Genomic DNA, 17,301 nt, shown 5'->3' with positions numbered 1-17,301 from the left:
CCGGCAGTCGGTTCCCGTGATTCCTGTCGAATCGGCTTCCTACAGAATCGGCGCCGGCGTGTACTTCGCTGCTTCCGGATACTGCGTTACGAGGTCCTGCACCGCCGCGACGACCGCTTCGACCTGCGCGACCGCAGCTCCGGCGAAGACCTCCCGGTCGGCCAGTGCCGCGTCGAGCGCGGCGCGGTCGAGCGGCAGCCGGTCGTCGGCGGCGAGACGGTCGAGCAGATCGGGTTCGCGACCCTCCTCGCGCATCGCGAGTGCGACGGAGACCGCATGCTCCTTGATGACCTCGTGTGCGGTCTCGCGACCCACCCCGGCCCGGACCGCGGCCATGAGGACCTTGGTCGTCGCGAGGAACGGCAGGTACCGCACGAGTTCCTTCTCGATCACCGCCGGGTAGGCACCGAACTCGGCGAGGACCGTCAGGAAGGTCTCCATCTGGCCGTCGATCGCGAAGAAGGCGTCGGGAAGGGCCACACGGCGGACGACGGAGCAGAAGACGTCGCCCTCGTTCCACTGCGCGCCGGCGAGCTCGGCGGCCATGGAGGCATAGCCGCGCAGGACGACCTGCAGGCCGTCGACGCGCTCGCACGAGCGGGTGTTCATCTTGTGCGGCATCGCGGACGACCCCACCTGGCCGGGCTGGAAGCCCTCGGTGACGAGTTCGTGGCCGGCCATGAGCCTGATGGTGTGGGCGAACGACGCGGGACCGGCGCCGACCTGCACGAGCGCGGAGAGCACGTCGTGGTCGAGCGAACGCGGATAGACCTGGCCGACGCTGGTGAAGACGTTCGCGAAGCCGAGATGCTGCGCGACCTTCTGCTCGAGCTGCGCGAGCTTGGCGGAATCACCGCCGAGCAGGTCGAGCATGTCCTGTGCGGTGCCCATCGGGCCCTTGATCCCGCGCAGGGGGTAGCGGGCCATCAGTTCCCGGACGCGCTGCAGCGCGATGAGCAGTTCGTCGGCGGCCGACGCGAAACGCTTGCCGAGGGTGGTGGCCTGCGCCGCGACGTTGTGCGAGCGACCGGCCATGACGAGCGAGGCGTACTCGGTGGCGCGCTCGGCGAGGCGTGCGGCCACGGCGACACCGTGGGAGTGGACGTGCTCGAGCGACCGCAGGATCTGCAGTTGCTCGACGTTCTCGGTGAGGTCGCGGCTGGTCATGCCCTTGTGGACGTGCTCGTGACCGGCGAGGGCGTTGAACTCCTCGATGCGGGCCTTGACGTCGTGGCGGGTGACGCGCTCGCGCTGGGCGATGGACTCGAGGTCGACCTGCTCGATCACGCGTTCGTAGTCGGCGATCGCCTCGGCGGGAACGTCGATCCCGAGTTCGGCCTGCGCCCGCAGCACCGCGAGCCACAGCTGCCGCTCGAGCACGATCTTGTACTCGGGCGACCACAGGTCCCGGAGTTCGGGGCTGGCGTAGCGGGTGGCGAGGACGTTGGGGATGTGGCTCACACAAGTGAGTTTACGGTCCGGGTCTGCTCCCGTATTCCCCGACCTCAATCCTCGACCGGGGGCGCGACGGTCTCGACGACGTCGAGCAGGATGCCGCGCGCGAGCGAGCGCGGGTCGGGATCGAGCTCGCCCAGTCCGCCGAGGACCGCGCCGTCCACGACCGCCACGAGCCGACGCACCTCGCGGGGCCGCACCGATCGGCAGCAGCGTTCGAGCAGGTCGGTGAGCAGGTGGTCGATCTGCTCGCGCATGCGGACCTGCACGTCACGCAGTTCCGGATAGCGGGCTGTCGCGACGCACCGCTCGTACCGGGAGATCAGGCGTTCGCGGTCGATGCCGCCGTCGCAGTCCCGCGGTCCGATGAGCAGTTCGACGATGAGATCGGCCGTGCCCTCGAGACTGCGCGGGAGCGGCTCGATGTCGCGGACGCGCTCCCGCATCGCGTCGAGTTCCCGCTCGCTGTTGTAGTCGACCGCGCATGCGACGAGGTCGTCGAGCGATTCGAAGTAATAGGTGGTCGATGCGAGCGGAAGGCCCGCGCGGGTGGCGACGGCCCGGTGGCGGACGGCGTCGATCCCCCCTTCGAGGATGAGGTCGGCCGCTGCCTCGACCAGCGCCTGACGGCGCCGTTCGCCCTTCGGAGTCGCAGCAATCGACACCTTCTCATGGTGACAGTCCCGACCGTCTCACCAGGGGAAAACGGAAGTGGAGACCAACCGGTACCATTGCGCCCGCCCGCGCGTGTCGAGTCCTCGGCGAGCGCAGCCCCGCGAGTAGATCATCGAACGATCGGAGCCGTACCGGATGAGACGTCGACGCTTTCTGCAGGCATCGCTTCTCGGGGCCGCCCTGGCGGGTGCCGGCGCCGCGGCGCCGGGCATGTCCGGTATCGGCCTCCCGCGTGCGGACGCGCTGCCCGTCGGGGTCGACGAGTACCGCCGACTCGTGCCCGAACTGTTCGTTCCGCCGCCCGCCCCGCCGGAGCATTCCGAGGTCGTCGTGGTGGGCTCCGGTTTCGGTGCGAGCGTCGCCGCGCTGCGCCTGGCCGAGGCCGGGAACCGGGTCACGATGCTCGAGCGCGGCATGCGCTGGCCCCGCGACCCGCACCGCGAGATCTTCACGACCGACCTGCTCGCCGATGGTCGCGGCTACCACCACCGCACCCATTTCACCGGACCGACGGGCATCCCGGTGGTGTGCGACGACTTCGCCGGTGTCCTCGATGTGGTCGACTACCCGAACATGTCGGTGTGGCGCGGCGCGGCGGTGGGTGGCGGATCGATCGTGTTCACCGGAGTGATGATCGCTCCCGAACGGCACCTCTTCGAGCACGTCTTCGGCGGCCGTCTGTCCTACGACGAGATGACCTCCACCTGGTACCCGAAGGTGCGCTCGATGCTGCGCCTCGACCCGATGCCCGACGACATCTACAACGCCGCCGAGTTCACGCACTCGCGGCGATGGGACGACGACGCGCGCGCCGCCGGTTACAGCCCGCACCGCATCGACGGCATCTGGGATTGGGACGTCGTGCGCGCCGAACTCGCCGGCTCGGTCCGCCGATCGGCCGTCGCGGGCGAGAGCAATCTCGGCAACTCGAACGGCGCGAAGTTCGATCTCACGCAGAACTACATCCCGGCGGCAGAGGCGACCGGGCGCACCCTGGTGTGCCACGGTCACCGGGTGCTTGCGATCGGCCAGAACGGCGACGGCCGCTACCGGCTCGACGTGCAGGCCGTCGACCCGACGGGGGTGGTGCTGCGCACTACCACGATCACGTGCGACCGCCTCGTCCTCGGCGCCGGATCGATCGGCACGACCGAACTGCTCGTCAAGGCGCGGCACACCGGTTCGCTGCCGAACCTCGACGAGCGCGTGGGCCGGGGCTGGGGCACCAACGGCGACGCGGTGCTCGTCCGCTCGTTCGCGCTCACCGAGGGTTTCGGCGGCGACCAGGGCGCGCCGTCGGCGTCGCGGATCGTCGACGAGTCCGGTCTGCCGCTGAGCCTCGAGAACTGGTTCGTCGCGGGCACCGCGAAGGACGTCGGGATGCTCGCCTCCCTCGGCATGACCCTCGACCCCACCCGTGCCGACTTCGCGTACGACCCGGGTGCCGATCGGGCGGTTTTGAACTGGCCGACCGGTGGCGAACGCGAGAGCGTCGACGCCCTGCGGGCCGTGCACAACGCGATGGCGCAGGCCGGTGGCACGATCCCGGGCGCATCGCCGATGGCCGAGGACGTCAACGCGACCTTCACTGCGCATCCACTCGGTGGTGCGGTGCTCGGCGAGGCGACCGACGGTTACGGCCGCGTGCACGGCCATCCCGGTCTCTACGTCGTCGACGGCGCGCTGATCCCGGGCAGCACCGGCACCGCGAACCCGTCGCTGACCATCGCGGCGCTGGCCGAACGGAACATCGCGCGGATCATCGCCGACGGGCGGTGACCCGGCCGCGGCGGTCCGGCACGGCGATCAGGAGACGGGCAGCCAGGCCGCGAGCCGGTCGAGCGCCGCGGTGACGTCGGCAGTCGAACCCGCGAACGACAGCCGCACGGTCTCGCCGCCGCGCACGGTATCGAAGTCGACGCCCGGTGCGAGCGCGAGCCCGGTGTCGTGGAGCAGCCGCGCGCACCACGCCGTCGAGTTCTCGCCGTCGAGCAGATGGCCGATGTCGGCGTAGACGTAGAAGGCGCCGTCTGCCGGTGCGAGTTTCGTGATGCCGAGATCCGGAAGCCCTTCGAGCAGCAGTTCCCGGTTCACGGCGTAGCGGGAGACGTGCCCGTCGAGTTCGGTGCGGGCCTCGGTCCCGAACGCCTCGACCGCCGCGAACTGCGAGACCGACGGCGGGCACACCGTCATGTTCGACGCGAGTCGCTGCAGAGCCGGACGCATCGTCTCGGGCGCGAGCATCCAGCCGAGCCGCCAACCGGTCATCGAGAAGTACTTCGACACCGAGCCGATCACCACCGAGTCGCGCGAGGTCGCCCACGCCGTCGAGGTCGCCGGTGATCCGGTGCCCTCACCGGTCTCGGACCGGACGGTGCCGAACTCGATGCCGTGGTAGATCTCGTCGGAGATGAGCAGGCTGCCGTGCTCGTCGCACCAGCGCGCGAGCGCCGCGAGCTCGGACGGTTCGATCATCGTGCCGGTCGGGTTGGCGGGGCTGGCGACGACGATTCCCGCAGGCGGGGCGTCGAGTTCCTCGAGCATCGCGACGGTGGGCTGGTAGCGGGTCTGCGGACCGCAGTCGAGTTCGACGACACGACAACCGAGCGCGGCGAGGGTGTTGCGGTAGGCCGGGTAGCCGGGGCGGGCGACGACCACGGTGTCGCCGACGTCGAAGGCCGCGAGGAACACCAGGGTGAAGGCGCCGGACGAGCCGGTGGTGACGACGACGTCGTCCGCGTCGACGTCGATGCCGTACTTGTGGCGGTGGTACGCCGCGATCTCCTCGCGCAGCGGCAGGATGCCGAAGGTCTCCGTGTAACCCAGCAGTTCCGCATCGATCGCCAGGTTGGCGGCCCGGAGCACGGGAGCGGGTGCGGGGGTCGACGGTTGTCCGGCGGCGAGACTCAGGACGTCGCCGTGGCTGCGCTGCCGCTCGGCGGCCGCCTTCCACACATCCATGACATGGAACGTCTCGATACCGGAGCGTTGGGATTCGGGGCGCACGTCGACGACGGTAGTACGCCCCGCGTCGTTCGTCAGAGCCGGACGCGCTGAAGTCGGGTGAGGGCACCCCACGAGATCGGATAGTCCTGACGATCGACGACCTTCACCTGCGTGGCCGCCGCGTCGGTGGCCGCCGCGTCGGGTTCCGGCGTCGGTTGCGGCACGACCGGCAACAGCAGATGCGAGTCGAACTGTCCGCCGGCGTGCACGATGTGGAAGCCCTTGTTGATGGTGCGATCGTGCCCGACGCGTGGGTTCTCGTCGAGGTCGTGGCCGGCGATGACGAGCACGAGGCTCGATCCGGCTTCGAAGAAGGTGCTGTGCGGCATGATCTCGATGTCGACGGGCACGATCTGGTCGGGCAGCAACGGCCAGTACTTCGTCTGGTCGTGGACGGGCCGGTAGGCGGTGGAGGCCTCCGGGTCCAGCGCCCGCCGCGAGACCCGCATCCACCCGTGGGCGACGAATCCCTTCTCGTAGCCGCCGTGGCCTTCGAACCACACGTCGCGGCCGTGCTCGTCGCGCTTGGCGAGCCCGACGAACAGGTCCATGTCGTTGGCGTCCTTCGCCTGCACCCACAAACGCAGCGCCGCGTGCCCGGTGATCTCGGTGTCCTCGTCGAAGGTGTGGGTGAAGACGAGTTCGTCGCCCGCGACGGGGAAGGTGCGGCGGAACTGGCTGCTCTCGCACGGGGTGGTGCTCAGGTCGGCGTTCGCGTGGTCGAGGTGGAATGCGACGTAACGGGTGTCGGGGACCGGCCACTCGGATTCGAGGCGTTCGGAATAGGTGCGCAGGTCGTGGCGGGTCTCGAGACGGATGCGCGGGGTGTCCTCGAAGCCGTTGTCCTCGTCCTTGAGGAAGCGGTCGAAGAATCGTCGCTGGTAGTCGAGGGCCTCGTTGCCGTAGAAGGTCTGCCACATCTTCCGGCCGTGGGTGTAGAGCCACTTGTGCTCCGACGCGATGCGGCGGTAACCCTCGACCGACCCGCGGGCGCGTGGGCCCTGATCGGACCACGAGACGCCGACGAGCGCGGGCACGGTGACGTCCTCGAGCCGGGGCGGCGGGGCGAGGTGACGGAAGAAGTCGGGGAAACGGCGCCGCAACCACGGGGTGAACCGCCGGAGGGAGGCGGCGCCGCAGCGGGCCCCGGTGTTCATCGCGCTGTACCAGAACTCGCTGTAGCGGGTCTCGGGGATGCCGCCCTGGGTGAGGATGTCGCGGCAGGGATCGCTCACACCTTCCCAGGGTGCGATGGCCGCGAGACAGGGCGGGTTGAGCGCGGCGGTGTACCACTGCAGTGTGGCGAGATAGTCGGCGCCGGCGAGGCCGACGCGGCCGTTGCTCCACTCCTGACCACCGGCCCATTCCACGACGGACGCGCAGTCGAGCGCGGCCCGGCCGAGCAGCAGGCGGGGACGGCCGCCGCTAGCGTGATGACCGCGCATGTCCGCGACGACGAGGACGTAGCCGCGAGGAACCCAGTAGGCGGGGTCCGGTGCTTCGAAGGAGGTGCAGTCACTGATCTCGAGATCGCCGATGTGGTTGCCGGATTCGGCGAGGTCGTCGAAGTCGACGGGATACCGGTCGACGCCGGCGTCCTTGCCGTAGGGGGTGACGGCGACCAGCACGGGGCAGCGGTCGTGTTCACCGGAGTCGGCAGGACGGTAGACGTCGGCTCTCAGTACGGTGCCGTCGCCCGTGCGGATGGGCACGTCGCGCTCGACGAGGACGTCGTCCGGCAACCCGTGGACGACGACGTGGTGGTGCCGTAGCGGTGTCGGGTCCGGCGTCGGCGTTCGTCTTCGAGAAACCATGCAGTCACCCCTGGCGGCATCGAAATGCACCGAGTGTGCAACATACACCCGGTAGGTGCAAGGGTGAAGGACGAGAGTGAAAGGCTAGACCGAGATCCGGCCCTCGACGGCCGCCAGACCGATGTCGCGGCGGAAGTGACCGCCCGGCAGCTTGACGTCGGCGAGCCGATCATAAGCGGCCTTGCGCGCGGACGCGAGATCGGCACCCACACCGATCACGTTGAGCACGCGCCCACCTGCGGAGACCAGCGCGCCGTCCTCGCGACGCTTCGTGCCGGCGTGCAGCACCGTGTCGCCCTCGGCGCCGGTGATCACATCGCCGGTGCGCGGGGTGGACGGGTAGTACTCGGCGGCGAGCACCACGGTCACCGCGGCGCCGTCCTTCCAGCGCAGCGGCGGGAGCTCGGCGAGCGTGCCGGCGGCGACCGCCTTCAGGGCCTCGCCCAGCGGGGACTCGAGCAGAGCGAGCACGGCCTGGGTCTCCGGGTCGCCGAAACGGCAGTTGAACTCGACCACGGCCGGGCCCTCGGCGCCCATCGCCAGACCCGCGTAGAGCAGTCCGGAGAAACCGCATCCGCGGCGCACCATCTCGGCCGCGACGGGCTCCATGACCTCGGAGACGATCCGCTCGACGCTGCCCTCGGGCAACCACGGCAGCGGCGTGTAGGCACCCATGCCACCGGTGTTGGGGCCGGTGTCGTCCTCGCCGACGCGCTTGTGGTCCTGCGCCGGGAGCAGCGGCACGACCGTCTCGCCGTCGACGAGGCAGAACAGCGAGACTTCGGGGCCGTCGAGGAAGGACTCCAGCAGGACGGGGTGCCCGTTCTCGAGGATCTCGGCGGCGTGGTCGCGGGCGGCGGCGCGATCGGTGGTGACGACGACGCCCTTACCGGCAGCGAGACCGTCGTCCTTGACCACCCAGGTCGGTCCGAACCGGTCGAGCGCCTCGTCGAGGGTCGCGGGAGTGTCGACGACCTCGCTGTGGGCGGTGCGCACACCGGCGGCGGCCATGACGTCCTTCGCGAACGCCTTCGATCCCTCGATGCGTGCGGCGGCGGCGGACGGTCCGAAGCAGGGGATGCCCGCGGCGCGGACGGCATCGGCGACCCCGAGGACGAGCGGAACCTCGGGACCTATGACGACGAGATCGGCCTTCTGCGCGGTGGCGAGGGCGACGACGTTGTCGGCGGAGGCCGCATCGACGGGGAACAGCTCGGCGACGTTCGCGATACCGGGGTTGCCCGGCGCGGCCAGCACGGCGGTCACGCCGGGGTCGCGGGACAGGGCGAGAGCAAGAGCATGTTCACGGGCACCGGAGCCGATAACGAGTACGCGCACGCAGGACAGACTACGGGACCGGTCTCCACACGAGATCGGCGCGGGAACGCGTGCGCTGAACGGCTTCCGCATTGGGCAGATCGACGGTCCGCACCCATTCGCGTGCGCCGTCCTCGTCCCGTCCGTGGTGGCGGTGCCGGCGCACGAGACGTCGCGTGAGCGTGCGGCGGGGTGCGTCGATGTAGATGACGAGGTCGAGCAGCGGGCGGATGTGTTCCCATCCCCCGGTCTCGAACATCAGGTAGTTGCCCTCGGTGACGATCACCCGGGCATCGGCCGGCACAGCATGCACCGCCGCGATCGGTTCGTCGAGCGGCCGGGAGAAATCCGGGGCGTAGATCGTCTCGTCGCGGCACTGCCGCACCCGGCTCAGCATGTCGCGGAAGCCGGCCACGTCGAAGGTGTCGGGCGCCCCCTTCCGGTCCCGCGCGCCGAAGGTGTCGAGCTGCCGGTTGGACAGGTGGTAGCCGTCCATCGGCACCTGCCCGGTGGAGACCCCCGCGCATCGGAGGGCGTAGACGAGCAGCGCCGTGGCGCGACTCTTCCCGGCACCCGGCGGCCCGCACAGACCGACGACCGTGCGCCGATCCGCGGGAAGCCCGACGAGGACGTGTGTGACGAGTTCGTCCACGAGCACGCGCAGCGGCGCCTCCCGCACGCTCCCGTCACCTTCCATGAGCCCGACGATACGACCGCCCGCGACCGTCGGAGTCGCCGTGAGCTCTCGACACGCCCACCCGACTGATCTATCGTTATTTCGAAAGTTCGGAATTTCGAACTGTCACCCCGACACGGACGGATACCGCCATGCCGAACAGGATCGGAACCACCCTCGCCGCGACGACCGTCGTGATCGCTCTGGCCGGATGCGGGCAGAGCACTCCACCGGAGTCCGACATCCCTGCACCGGTCGGGGCGGACGCGTCCGCCCCGACCGGTGAATGCATGCCCACCCCCGCCGCGGACGTGAGCACCGCCGAAGGCTGGATCGGCTACCTCGCCGAGAACCCCGACACGGTCGCCATCGCGGTCGACGACGGCAACGGCGGGACCTTCGAACAACGACCCGACGAGCGGCAACCGCTCGCGTCGGCTGTGAAGGTCGTGCATCTCGCCGCCTATGCCCGCGCCGTCGCAGCCGGTGAACTCTCCCCCGACGAGCGCGTACCGCTCGCCGACTGGGAACGCTGGCATCTCCCGGACACCGACGGCGGCGCACACCCCCGGGCTCTCGAACGGCTCGGTGTGAACGACCCGGAGGACACCGTCACTCTCGACGAGATGGTGTCGGCGATGATCCAGGAGAGCGACAACGCGGTCCCCGACTACCTGCGCGACCGCCTCGGCGACGACGCGCTGCGCGAGGCCGCCGCCCAGGGCGGCTGGGACGACTTCACGCCGCCGACGATGCTCGGCAACACACTCGCGCTGCTCGACCCGACACTCGACGATTCGTCGGCGGTCTGGGACGCCGCGCGCCGCTACGCCTCCGAACCCGCCTACCGCGCCGAAGCGGTGCAGCACCCGGTGCCGGAGGATTTGTTCGCCCGGGTCGACCGCGTCCAGCGTTTCGACAACACCGGATCGGCCGCCGAGCTCACCGCCCTGCATCGCGCGATCGCCGACGGTTCGTTCGGTGCCGGCGGCGACCTCGCGCGTACCCACCTCGAATGGCAACCGTCCACGGTTCCGGGATTCGAGGGAGTCGGATTCAAGGGCGGTAGCCTGCCCGGCATCCTCACCGACGCGGTCACCTTCCGCCGCGACGACGACACGATCGCGACCACGGTGATGCTCGCGTCCGGCATGTCGGACAGCGACTACGCGGAAGCCCTCCAATCGTTCGCCCATCAGGAGATGCTCGCCGCGGCAGCGAACGATCCCGATTTTCTCGAGCGGATACGCTGCGCGATGTGAGCGACGGCGACGTGAACGACGAGTACGAGGCCCGGCTCGCGGATCTCGAACGCCGTGTGCGGATCCTCGAGGGCGACGCGACCCGCCGGGGCGCCGGGGACGGTCCCGGTGGCACCGGTCCCGTGGCGGACGTGGCAGGAAGCACGGGGTCCGTGACCTACGGGGGCTTCGTCTCCCTGCACGGCAACGTCCGCTGGAACATCGAGTACGACGCGGGCGCATCCCTCGCACTCGATCCCGTTCCCGTCGCCGCCGTCCTCGACGCCTTGGGCAACCCCGCGAGGCTGGCGATCGTGCGGACTCTGCTGCGCGGGCCCGCCACCGCCACCGAACTCCAGGAGGCCACCGACCTCACGTCGACCGGCCGGCTCTACCACCATCTCCGGGCTCTGTCGGCTGCGCGGGTGGTCGAGCAGGGAAGCCGAAACCGCTACCGGATCGCGCCGGAGAAGGTCGTGCCGCTGCTGGTCCTCACCGTCGCGGCGGCCGATGTCGGGGAACAGCTCCGGTGAACCCGGTGTCCCTTATCCTCCCGGTATGACTTCCGTGTTCAGCAAGATCATCGCCGGTGAACTGCCGGGCCGTTTCGTCTGGCAGGACGACGACGTCGTCTCCTTCCTGACCATCAACCCTTTCACCGAGGGGCACGTGCTGGTCGTGCCACGGCAGGAGGTCGATCACTGGCAGAGCGTGGACGACGACCTGTGGGCGAAGGTGAACGACGTCGCCCGCATCCTCGGTCGCGCCGTCACCGCCGCCTTCGACGCCCCGCGCGCCGGCCTGATGATCGCCGGCCTGGAGGTCCCCCACCTGCACCTGCACGTCTTCCCCGCCTACTCCCTCGGCGACTTCGATTTCGCGACGGCCGAGAAGGATCCGTCGCCCGAATCGCTCGACCGCGCGCATCGCAAGATCAAGGACGCCCTGCGCGAACAGGGGCACGGCGAGCACGTCCCCGACTGATCCGCTCGACGGGATATCGGCGGAACAATTCCGACCGGTATCCCGTTGTGTTCCTCGTGTCTTCTACTCCACCGAGTTCCCCAGCCCCGGCCGGTACGGCCGAGCCGCAGGCCGCTGCCGCACCGCGCGCCGGTCTTCTGATCGCCGTTCTCGTCGGGGCCGCATTCGTCGTCATCCTCAACGAGACGATCATGAGCGTCGCGCTGCCGAAGCTGATGGTCGAGTTCGACGTCGGCGCAGCCACCGCCCAATGGCTCACCACGGCGTTCATGCTGACCATGGCCGTCGTCATCCCGATCACGGGTTACCTGCTCACCCGGCTGTCGCTGCGCACGGTCTTCGCGATCGCGATGGGCAGCTTCCTGCTCGGCACCCTGATCGCCGCGAGCGCCCCGATCTTCCCGGTTCTCGTGCTGGGTCGTGTCGTCCAGGCCGTGGGCACCGCGGTGATGTTGCCGCTGCTGTTCACGACGGTGCTCAACCTGGTTCCCGCCGATCGTCGCGGTCGCACGATGGGCGTGATCTCGATCGTCATCGCGGTCGCTCCCGCGGTCGGCCCGACCATCGGTGGCGTCGTGCTCGACCAGCTGAGCTGGCGGTGGATGTTCTGGCTGGTGCTGCCGATCGCGGTCGTCGCGACGGCGCTCGGCCTGAGCTGGATCCGCAGCGTCACCGAACCGGTCGCGGTTCCGCTCGACGCCCCGTCGGTGGTGTTGTCGGCCCTCGGGTTCAGCGGTCTCGTCTTCGGTCTGAGCAGTCTCGGTGAGGCCGCCGAGGGCGATCCGCTCATGCCGCCGTGGCTGCCGCTGGTCGTCGGCATCGCGTCGCTGACGGTCTTCGTCCTGCGTCAGCTCCGCCTCGGCGACGGCGCCCTGCTGGACATGCGCGCGTTCCGTACCCCGGCGTTCTCGCTCGCGGTTGCACTCGTCTCGGTAAGCATGATGTCGCTGTTCGGCACCCTCATCCTGCTGCCGATCTACCTGCAGAACGTGCTGGGTCAGTCGACGCTGACCACCGGCCTGATGCTGCTGCCCGGTGGTCTGGTCATGGGTCTGCTCGGCTACATCGTCGGACGCCTGTTCGACCGGTTCGGTCCGCGGCCGCTCGTCGCACCGGGCGCGATCATCGCCTGCGTCGCGATGTGGGGCATGACGACCTTCGACGCGACCACCACGATCGGCACGGTCATCGCCTGGCACGTGCTGCTCAACATCGGCCTCGCGTTGATGTTCTCGCCGCTGCTGACCTCGGCACTCGGAGCGCTGCCGCGGCGGTTGTACTCCCACGGCAGCGCCATCGTCAGCACCATGCAGCAGGTCGCCGGTGCGGCCGGTACGGCGTTGTTCATCACGGTGCTGACCCGCACGACCGTCGCGGGCGCCGAGAGCGCGGGCGATCCCGCCGGTGCGCTCGCGGACGGTGTCCACGGCGCGTTCACGTGGGGCGCGGCGATCGCGGTGATCGCAGTCGTCGGCTCCCTGTTCGTCCGACGGGCCCCGGAGCCCGAGGCGGATGCGGTGGAGGTGTCGGCCCCCGAGACCGCCGGAACGCACTAGCCGGCCGTACACACCGGCCCGGCACTCACGCGCCGGTCGTCACGACTTCCCTGTTCGACGGGAAGCGTGGCGGCCGGCGCGTTGCTGTCCGCACACGGTTCGTGGAGGAAGGCGTCCAGTTCGACCCATGAGGTGTCGCGTGCGGCGCTGCCGGACGGACGCTGGATCTCGCGTTCGATCGCGGTGAGGCGGTAGGCCGTGCGGACGATGGGTGCGGGCACCCCGCCGAAGACGGCGTCGAGCAGGCCGAGTGCGGGCTCGGCGACGAACAACGACCACGCGTTCCGCGCGGCCTTCCCGACCACGTCCGTGATCCCCATGTATGAGCTCGGAGAACCTGTCCGACGGCAGTGCTATCAAGTGATGCATGACGTGTTCACAGTGCAACCACGATCTCGACCACTGCCACGGCACTCTCGTGCTCCACGCCGATACTCGGGTCGACTGCACCGAACCCGACTGCGTCGACTTCGAGATCGTGCGGCACACCCTCGTTCTCGACTGCATCGAACTGGACGGCGGATGTTCGTGCACGGTGATTGCGCAGGAATCGCAGCTACTGCGCGTGTCCTGAGCAATTTGCCAATACTCGCCCGGAATTCCTAACCTCGACGGAGGTGGCCGCCGGTCGGCCTCCCGGACGAGCGCACCGTACCCGGCCAGCGACAAGACGGTGCAGGAGCGTTGTACGTCATGGCCTGGATCGTTCTCGTCCTCTCCGGTGTGCTCGAAGCCGTGTGGGCTACAGCCCTCGGCAGATCTGCCGGTTTCAGCCGGCTCACCCCGACACTGGTGTTCGTCGTCGCCCTCGTCCTGAGCATGGCCGGGCTCGCGTATGCCCTGCGCACCCTGCCGGTCGGGACGTCCTACGCGATCTGGGTGGGTATCGGCGCCGCTCTCACGGTCGGATATGCGATGGTCACCGGCACCGAGACCGCCTCGCTGCTGAAGCTCGCACTGATCGCGGGCATCGTGCTGTGCGTGGTCGGTCTCAAACTCGTGCACTGACGTTCTCGGGCCTCACGTTCTCGGACTGACGTTCTCGAGCACTGACCGTTACAGTCGGTTCCATGAACCTCGGGTCCGTACTCGTGATGCCGGTGCGTGTGGGTCTGACCGCCGCAGAGGTCGCCCTGAGCGTCGCCGAGACGGTCGTCGGCACCGTGCGGGTCGCGGTGTCGCCCACCACCTACTCCGCGCTCGGCGCGGTCGGCCTGCCCGACACCCGCAGTTCGGTGGGTCTGCTGCAGCAGATCTCGAAGCTCACGTCGGAGGACCGTGGACTCGGTCACGCGTTGCGTCCCGGCGGTCCCCTCGACCGGCTGCTCGCGCCGGGTGGGCCGGTGGATCGGCTCACCGAGCCGGGTGGCCTGCTCGATCGGTTGCTCGAACCGGGCGGACCCGTCGACCGGCTCACCGCACCGGGTGGTCCCCTCGACCGGATCCTCGCCGACGACGGTGCCCTCGACCGCCTCGTGTCGGAAGGGGGTCTGCTCGATCGCCTCACCGCGCACGACGGCCCGCTCGAACGGCTGCTCGCCCAGGACGGCGCGGTGGAACGGCTCACCGCGCCGGGCGGCATCGTCGATGTGGCGATCCGGCCCGGTGGGGTCGTCGAGCGGGCCCTCGCCCAGGGCGGCGTCCTCGACGTCCTGCTCTCCGAACGGGGCGCCCTCGAACGACTGCTCGCCGAGGGCGGTCCGCTCGATCAGATCGTCTCGCTCTCGGAGACCCTCGCGCATCTCACGCCCGGCATCTCGCAGATGAACGCGAGCATCGACATGTTGCAGGAAACGGTCGAGCTGCTGCGCGGGGCCGTCGGTCCGCTCGGCGACCTCGCCGGCCGGCTTCCCGGGCGCTGGTTGCGCAGCGGCAAGGGCGAGCTGCTTCCGCCGCCCTGACGTAGTTCCTCGCCGTGTCAGCGATCGGAGCGGCGGGATGCGACCAGCCGGGCAGCGTCGGCCGATGCCCGGCGCGCTGCCGCGAACAGGTCCTCCCCCGTGCCGAGCAACGCGGCGAGCGTGCCGGCGAAATGATCGCCCGCCCCCGTCGTGTCGACGACGTCGACCTGCGGGACCCGCAGATGTTCGATCGCGTCCTCGGTTCCGACCACGACGTCCTCCCCACCACGGGTGATCACCACGGTGCGCACCTGTTCGAGCAGGCGGGTCACGATCGCGTCGAAGGGGGTCCCGGCGGGAAGACCCGCGTAGTGCAGGGCTTCCTGCTCGTTGAGTACGAGCGGATCGGCGCCGGCGAGGACGTATTCGTCCAGGTCGATCACCGGGCTCGGATTGAGCACGAACCGGCGGTCGTGATCGCGCGCCCACTGGGCGGCGGCCCAGGTCACTGCGGGGAGCAGCTCGAGTTGGGTGAGCACCACCGCGGGATCGAGGGCATCGAGTGCTGCGGTCACGTCCTCGGCCTCGAGCAACGAATTGGCCTCGGGTACGACGACGATCCGGTTCTGCCCGTCGTCGGAGACGAGGATGACGGCCCGGCCGGTCGGGCCCGGTGTGGTGCGCAGATGGGAGGTGTCGACCCCTGCCCTCTGTTGCACGCCGCGCAGTACGTCAGCGGCATGATCGCTGCCCACCGCGCCGACGATGGCGGTGGGAGCCAGGCGGGCAGCACCGATGGTCTGGTTCGCGCCCTTGCCTCCCGGATAGGTGCGCAGATGTCGGCCGAGTACCGTCTCACCTTCTTCGGGAGCACGTGCCACGACGACCGTCAGGTCGAGGTTCAGCGATCCCACGACCGCCACCACGCATCGACTCGACTCGGTCACGGGTCGAGCCTACGACCGATCGACCCGCGGGGCGGGCCTACGATCGATCGACCCGCGGGGCGGGCCTACGATCACTGCGCCTGCGGGTCCGGTTCCAGTTCGGGGCAGACGATGTGGACGACCTCGTCCGCCCAGGACTCCCCCACCTCGCCGTGACGCAGGTAGGCACCGAGATACGCGCCGACGAGCATCGAGACGGCGGTGTCGACGTCGATGTCCTTGCGGATCGCGCCCGACTCGATCGCGGTGCGGAGCACGTCGGCGACGACCTCGCTCCGGGCATTGATGATCTCCCGGATCGACTCGGTGAACTCGGGTTCCTGGTCGGTGAGCAGTGCGCCGACACTGCCCATGCCCACTTCGTTCGACAGTCCGCGACGGATCAGCTCGAGGGTCCATTTGACGCGGTCGTAGACGCACAGCCCGTCGGGCACGCACGGTGAGGCGACCTGCGAGTGCAATGCCGCGTCGAGGATCTCGTCACGGTTCGCGTAGCGCCGGTAGATCGTCGTCTTCGCGACGCCCGACAGCGCCGCGACCGCCTCGACGGTGACGCGGTTGGGCCCGTGAAGCCGCAGGATCTCGAGCGCGGCCTTCACGATGCGTGCGTCGGTCCCGGCACGCTCCTTGACGGGGCGCCGCGACGTCAGGGCCGCGGATTCCGTCTCGACCTCGCCCACCATGTCTACATCCTCCTCGCGCGGGCATACACCCGCAGGATTCCCGAGTCTCCCCGACAAGGCGACCCCGAATCAAACACTACGAAACGATACGCTACGATGAGCGTATCGTTCCAATCGTCGACGAAGGGGAACGCATGACAGATATCTACGCACCGACACCCGGGCACTACACCGAATCCGAAACCGTCCTCGAGAGCTACCGCACCTACGACGCCGTCGAGAGGGCCATCGACCACCTGTCCGACGAAGGCTTTCCCGTCGAGTACCTGCGGGTCGTGGGCCAGGGAGTCACCACCGTCGAACACATCGAAGGCCGCATGACCAACGGCAAGGCCGCCCTTCGCGGCGCCGCCGCAGGCGTCTGGACGGGCCTGCTCTTCGGTCTGCTCCTGGCACTGCTCCTGCCTGCCACCGGCATGGCCACCGTGATCCTCACCGCTGTCGTCTTCGGCGCGGTGTGGGGCGGATCACTCGGCTTCTTCACCCACTGGAGCACCGGGGGACGCCGCGACTTCGTCTCGAGAAAGAGCATCGAGGCCTCGCGCTACGACCTCATGGTCGATTCCGAGTTCGTCGATCAGGCGCGCGAGAAGCTCGCACTGCGCTGACCGGCCATTGTTTCTCCGATTCGAGAACCTCTTCGCCCACGCCGACCGGCGTGGGCGAAGTCGTTTCCGGTGGAAAGAACAACACGAAAGGGATATTCCACCCGAATCGCCACATTCGTCCGATGCGGATAATCCGTGATTGCCCGGTCAATTCTTTCCACTGATGGCATGATTCGAGTTATGGCCGGATCGTCGAATACTCCCCCGAAGCCTGCTGTGGGCTCGAAGGTCGTCGTACGCGCGGGTGTCGCGGGCACCAAGGCCTGTCCCGGCACGATCGTCGAAGACTTCGGTCCAGCACAGGAAGCCGTGGGCGACAAGCTGGGTCGCGACTGGGCGCGCGTGCGCCGCTGGGCTGTGGCACTCGACGACGGACGGCTGATATTCGTCGATATGGACGCATTCGAATCCTCGAAGTCCTGATATCCGATCCATTTCGTCACTTCCGTATTCACACGCCCCTGCAGTGACATGCGGAGGGTGAACAACCGGGTGAAC

The 17,301-nt window shown here is 69.1% G+C and carries 19 protein-coding genes and 1 riboswitch; of the genes, 10 read left to right on the top strand and 9 right to left on the bottom strand.

The features are described from left to right. Positions 1-39: 39 nt before the first annotated feature. Both purB and RBB84_RS24335 read right to left on the bottom strand, forming a co-directional pair. Positions 40-1,461: an adenylosuccinate lyase gene (purB, locus tag RBB84_RS24340; protein ID WP_006551863.1), complete on the bottom strand. Its 1,422-nt coding sequence runs from the start codon at positions 1,459-1,461 to the stop codon at positions 40-42. A 44-nt stretch (positions 1,462-1,505) separates the two neighbouring features. Continuing rightward, the gene (locus RBB84_RS24335; RefSeq protein ID WP_006551864.1) at positions 1,506-2,120 is read right to left on the bottom strand and encodes a TetR family transcriptional regulator; all 615 of its coding nucleotides are present in this window, start codon (positions 2,118-2,120) and stop codon (positions 1,506-1,508) included. Positions 2,121-2,265: 145 nt separating this feature from the next. On the opposite strand from RBB84_RS24335, the gene RBB84_RS24330 reads away from it, so the two are divergent. Continuing rightward, on the top strand, positions 2,266-3,909 hold the full coding sequence (locus RBB84_RS24330) for a GMC oxidoreductase (protein WP_006551865.1): 1,644 nt from the start codon (positions 2,266-2,268) through the stop codon (positions 3,907-3,909). A 27-nt stretch (positions 3,910-3,936) separates the two neighbouring features. On the opposite strand, the gene RBB84_RS24325 is transcribed toward RBB84_RS24330, so the two are convergent. The 4 genes from RBB84_RS24325 to RBB84_RS24310 all read right to left on the bottom strand — a co-directional run bounded on the left by RBB84_RS24325 (position 3,937) and on the right by RBB84_RS24310 (position 8,964). Further along, positions 3,937-5,136 carry a pyridoxal phosphate-dependent aminotransferase gene (locus RBB84_RS24325; protein ID WP_019290068.1) on the bottom strand — a complete coding sequence of 400 codons (1,200 nt, stop codon included), beginning with the start codon at positions 5,134-5,136 and terminating at the stop codon, positions 3,937-3,939. 32 nt (positions 5,137-5,168) lie between these two features. Next, positions 5,169-6,950: a CocE/NonD family hydrolase gene (locus RBB84_RS24320; RefSeq protein ID WP_231911982.1), complete on the bottom strand. Its 1,782-nt coding sequence runs from the start codon at positions 6,948-6,950 to the stop codon at positions 5,169-5,171. An 84-nt stretch (positions 6,951-7,034) separates the two neighbouring features. Further along, positions 7,035-8,288, bottom strand: coding sequence for a phosphoribosylamine--glycine ligase (purD, locus tag RBB84_RS24315; RefSeq protein ID WP_064255978.1), 1,254 nt, complete (start codon positions 8,286-8,288; stop codon positions 7,035-7,037). Between the two features lie 10 nt (positions 8,289-8,298). Next, positions 8,299-8,964, bottom strand: coding sequence for a nucleoside/nucleotide kinase family protein (locus RBB84_RS24310; protein ID WP_024102972.1), 666 nt, complete (start codon positions 8,962-8,964; stop codon positions 8,299-8,301). 131 nt (positions 8,965-9,095) lie between these two features. Here RBB84_RS24310 and RBB84_RS24305 point away from each other — a divergent pair, with 131 nt between their 5' ends. Genes RBB84_RS24305 through RBB84_RS24290 form a run of 4 tightly spaced genes read left to right on the top strand, consistent with a single transcriptional unit; the run spans position 9,096 to position 12,724 of the window. After that, positions 9,096-10,205, top strand: coding sequence for a serine hydrolase (locus tag RBB84_RS24305; protein WP_064255979.1), 1,110 nt, complete (start codon positions 9,096-9,098; stop codon positions 10,203-10,205). After that, a complete protein-coding gene (locus RBB84_RS24300; RefSeq protein WP_231412891.1) occupies positions 10,202-10,717 on the top strand; it encodes a metalloregulator ArsR/SmtB family transcription factor in 516 nt (171 codons plus the stop codon). Before RBB84_RS24305 ends, RBB84_RS24300 begins: the two co-directional genes overlap by 4 nt. Positions 10,718-10,742: 25 nt before the next feature. Next, positions 10,743-11,168 (top strand): HIT family protein, encoded by a 426-nt coding sequence (locus RBB84_RS24295; protein WP_006551872.1) that lies wholly within the window; start codon positions 10,743-10,745, stop codon positions 11,166-11,168. 56 nt (positions 11,169-11,224) lie between these two features. Continuing rightward, complete coding sequence (locus RBB84_RS24290) at positions 11,225-12,724, top strand: MDR family MFS transporter (RefSeq protein ID WP_231911983.1); 1,500 nt, start codon at positions 11,225-11,227, stop codon at positions 12,722-12,724. Here the strand turns inward: RBB84_RS24290 and RBB84_RS24285 are convergent. After that, entirely contained in the window at positions 12,721-13,044 is a 324-nt protein-coding gene (locus tag RBB84_RS24285; RefSeq protein WP_064255981.1) for a hypothetical protein, read from the bottom strand. The genes RBB84_RS24290 and RBB84_RS24285 overlap by 4 nt on opposite strands. A 47-nt stretch (positions 13,045-13,091) precedes the next feature. On the opposite strand from RBB84_RS24285, the gene RBB84_RS24280 reads away from it, so the two are divergent. From RBB84_RS24280 to RBB84_RS24270, 3 genes are all read left to right on the top strand, one after another. Continuing rightward, positions 13,092-13,298, top strand: a complete 207-nt coding sequence (locus RBB84_RS24280; RefSeq protein ID WP_006551874.1) for a hypothetical protein — start codon at positions 13,092-13,094, stop codon at positions 13,296-13,298. Between the two features lie 40 nt (positions 13,299-13,338). Continuing rightward, positions 13,339-13,404: riboswitch (guanidine-III (ykkC-III) riboswitch) on the top strand. Positions 13,405-13,417: 13 nt separating this feature from the next. Further along, on the top strand, positions 13,418-13,732 hold the full coding sequence (locus RBB84_RS24275; RefSeq protein ID WP_006551875.1) for an SMR family transporter: 315 nt from the start codon (positions 13,418-13,420) through the stop codon (positions 13,730-13,732). Between the two features lie 62 nt (positions 13,733-13,794). After that, entirely contained in the window at positions 13,795-14,625 is an 831-nt protein-coding gene (locus RBB84_RS24270; protein WP_019290078.1) for a hypothetical protein, read from the top strand. A 17-nt stretch (positions 14,626-14,642) separates the two neighbouring features. On the opposite strand, the gene RBB84_RS24265 is transcribed toward RBB84_RS24270, so the two are convergent. Both RBB84_RS24265 and RBB84_RS24260 read right to left on the bottom strand, forming a co-directional pair. Then, positions 14,643-15,512, bottom strand: coding sequence for a ribokinase (locus tag RBB84_RS24265; RefSeq protein ID WP_082920996.1), 870 nt, complete (start codon positions 15,510-15,512; stop codon positions 14,643-14,645). Between the two features lie 71 nt (positions 15,513-15,583). Further along, positions 15,584-16,195 carry a TetR/AcrR family transcriptional regulator gene (locus tag RBB84_RS24260; RefSeq protein WP_064255982.1) on the bottom strand — a complete coding sequence of 204 codons (612 nt, stop codon included), beginning with the start codon at positions 16,193-16,195 and terminating at the stop codon, positions 15,584-15,586. A gap of 134 nt (positions 16,196-16,329) precedes the next feature. Here RBB84_RS24260 and RBB84_RS24255 point away from each other — a divergent pair, with 134 nt between their 5' ends. Both RBB84_RS24255 and RBB84_RS24250 read left to right on the top strand, forming a co-directional pair. Then, entirely contained in the window at positions 16,330-16,803 is a 474-nt protein-coding gene (locus tag RBB84_RS24255; protein ID WP_006551879.1) for a general stress protein, read from the top strand. Between the two features lie 180 nt (positions 16,804-16,983). Next, entirely contained in the window at positions 16,984-17,226 is a 243-nt protein-coding gene (locus tag RBB84_RS24250; RefSeq protein WP_024102965.1) for a hypothetical protein, read from the top strand. Positions 17,227-17,301 lie beyond the last annotated feature (75 nt).

The organism is Rhodococcus sp. D-6 (assembly GCF_040256695.1).
In the GTDB taxonomy this organism is placed as follows: domain Bacteria; phylum Actinomycetota; class Actinomycetes; order Mycobacteriales; family Mycobacteriaceae; genus Rhodococcus; species Rhodococcus pyridinivorans.
This window is presented reverse-complemented; position numbering and strand designations above follow the sequence as displayed.

What these genes read in the sequence shown, in the direction of transcription:
- RBB84_RS24330 (WP_006551865.1), top strand. Translation starts at nt 2,266, where the DNA reads ATGAGACGTCGACGCTTTCTGCAGGCATCGCTTCTCGGGGCCGCCCTG.
- RBB84_RS24320 (WP_231911982.1), bottom strand. Translation starts at nt 6,950, where the DNA reads ATGGTTTCTCGAAGACGAACGCCGACGCCGGACCCGACACCGCTACGG.
- RBB84_RS24310 (WP_024102972.1), bottom strand. Translation starts at nt 8,964, where the DNA reads ATGGAAGGTGACGGGAGCGTGCGGGAGGCGCCGCTGCGCGTGCTCGTG.
- RBB84_RS24305 (WP_064255979.1), top strand. Translation starts at nt 9,096, where the DNA reads ATGCCGAACAGGATCGGAACCACCCTCGCCGCGACGACCGTCGTGATC.
- RBB84_RS24295 (WP_006551872.1), top strand. Translation starts at nt 10,743, where the DNA reads ATGACTTCCGTGTTCAGCAAGATCATCGCCGGTGAACTGCCGGGCCGT.
- RBB84_RS24285 (WP_064255981.1), bottom strand. Translation starts at nt 13,044, where the DNA reads ATGGGGATCACGGACGTGGTCGGGAAGGCCGCGCGGAACGCGTGGTCG.
- RBB84_RS24280 (WP_006551874.1), top strand. Translation starts at nt 13,092, where the DNA reads ATGACGTGTTCACAGTGCAACCACGATCTCGACCACTGCCACGGCACT.
- RBB84_RS24275 (WP_006551875.1), top strand. Translation starts at nt 13,418, where the DNA reads ATGGCCTGGATCGTTCTCGTCCTCTCCGGTGTGCTCGAAGCCGTGTGG.
- RBB84_RS24270 (WP_019290078.1), top strand. Translation starts at nt 13,795, where the DNA reads ATGAACCTCGGGTCCGTACTCGTGATGCCGGTGCGTGTGGGTCTGACC.
- RBB84_RS24260 (WP_064255982.1), bottom strand. Translation starts at nt 16,195, where the DNA reads ATGGTGGGCGAGGTCGAGACGGAATCCGCGGCCCTGACGTCGCGGCGC.
- RBB84_RS24255 (WP_006551879.1), top strand. Translation starts at nt 16,330, where the DNA reads ATGACAGATATCTACGCACCGACACCCGGGCACTACACCGAATCCGAA.
- RBB84_RS24250 (WP_024102965.1), top strand. Translation starts at nt 16,984, where the DNA reads ATGGCCGGATCGTCGAATACTCCCCCGAAGCCTGCTGTGGGCTCGAAG.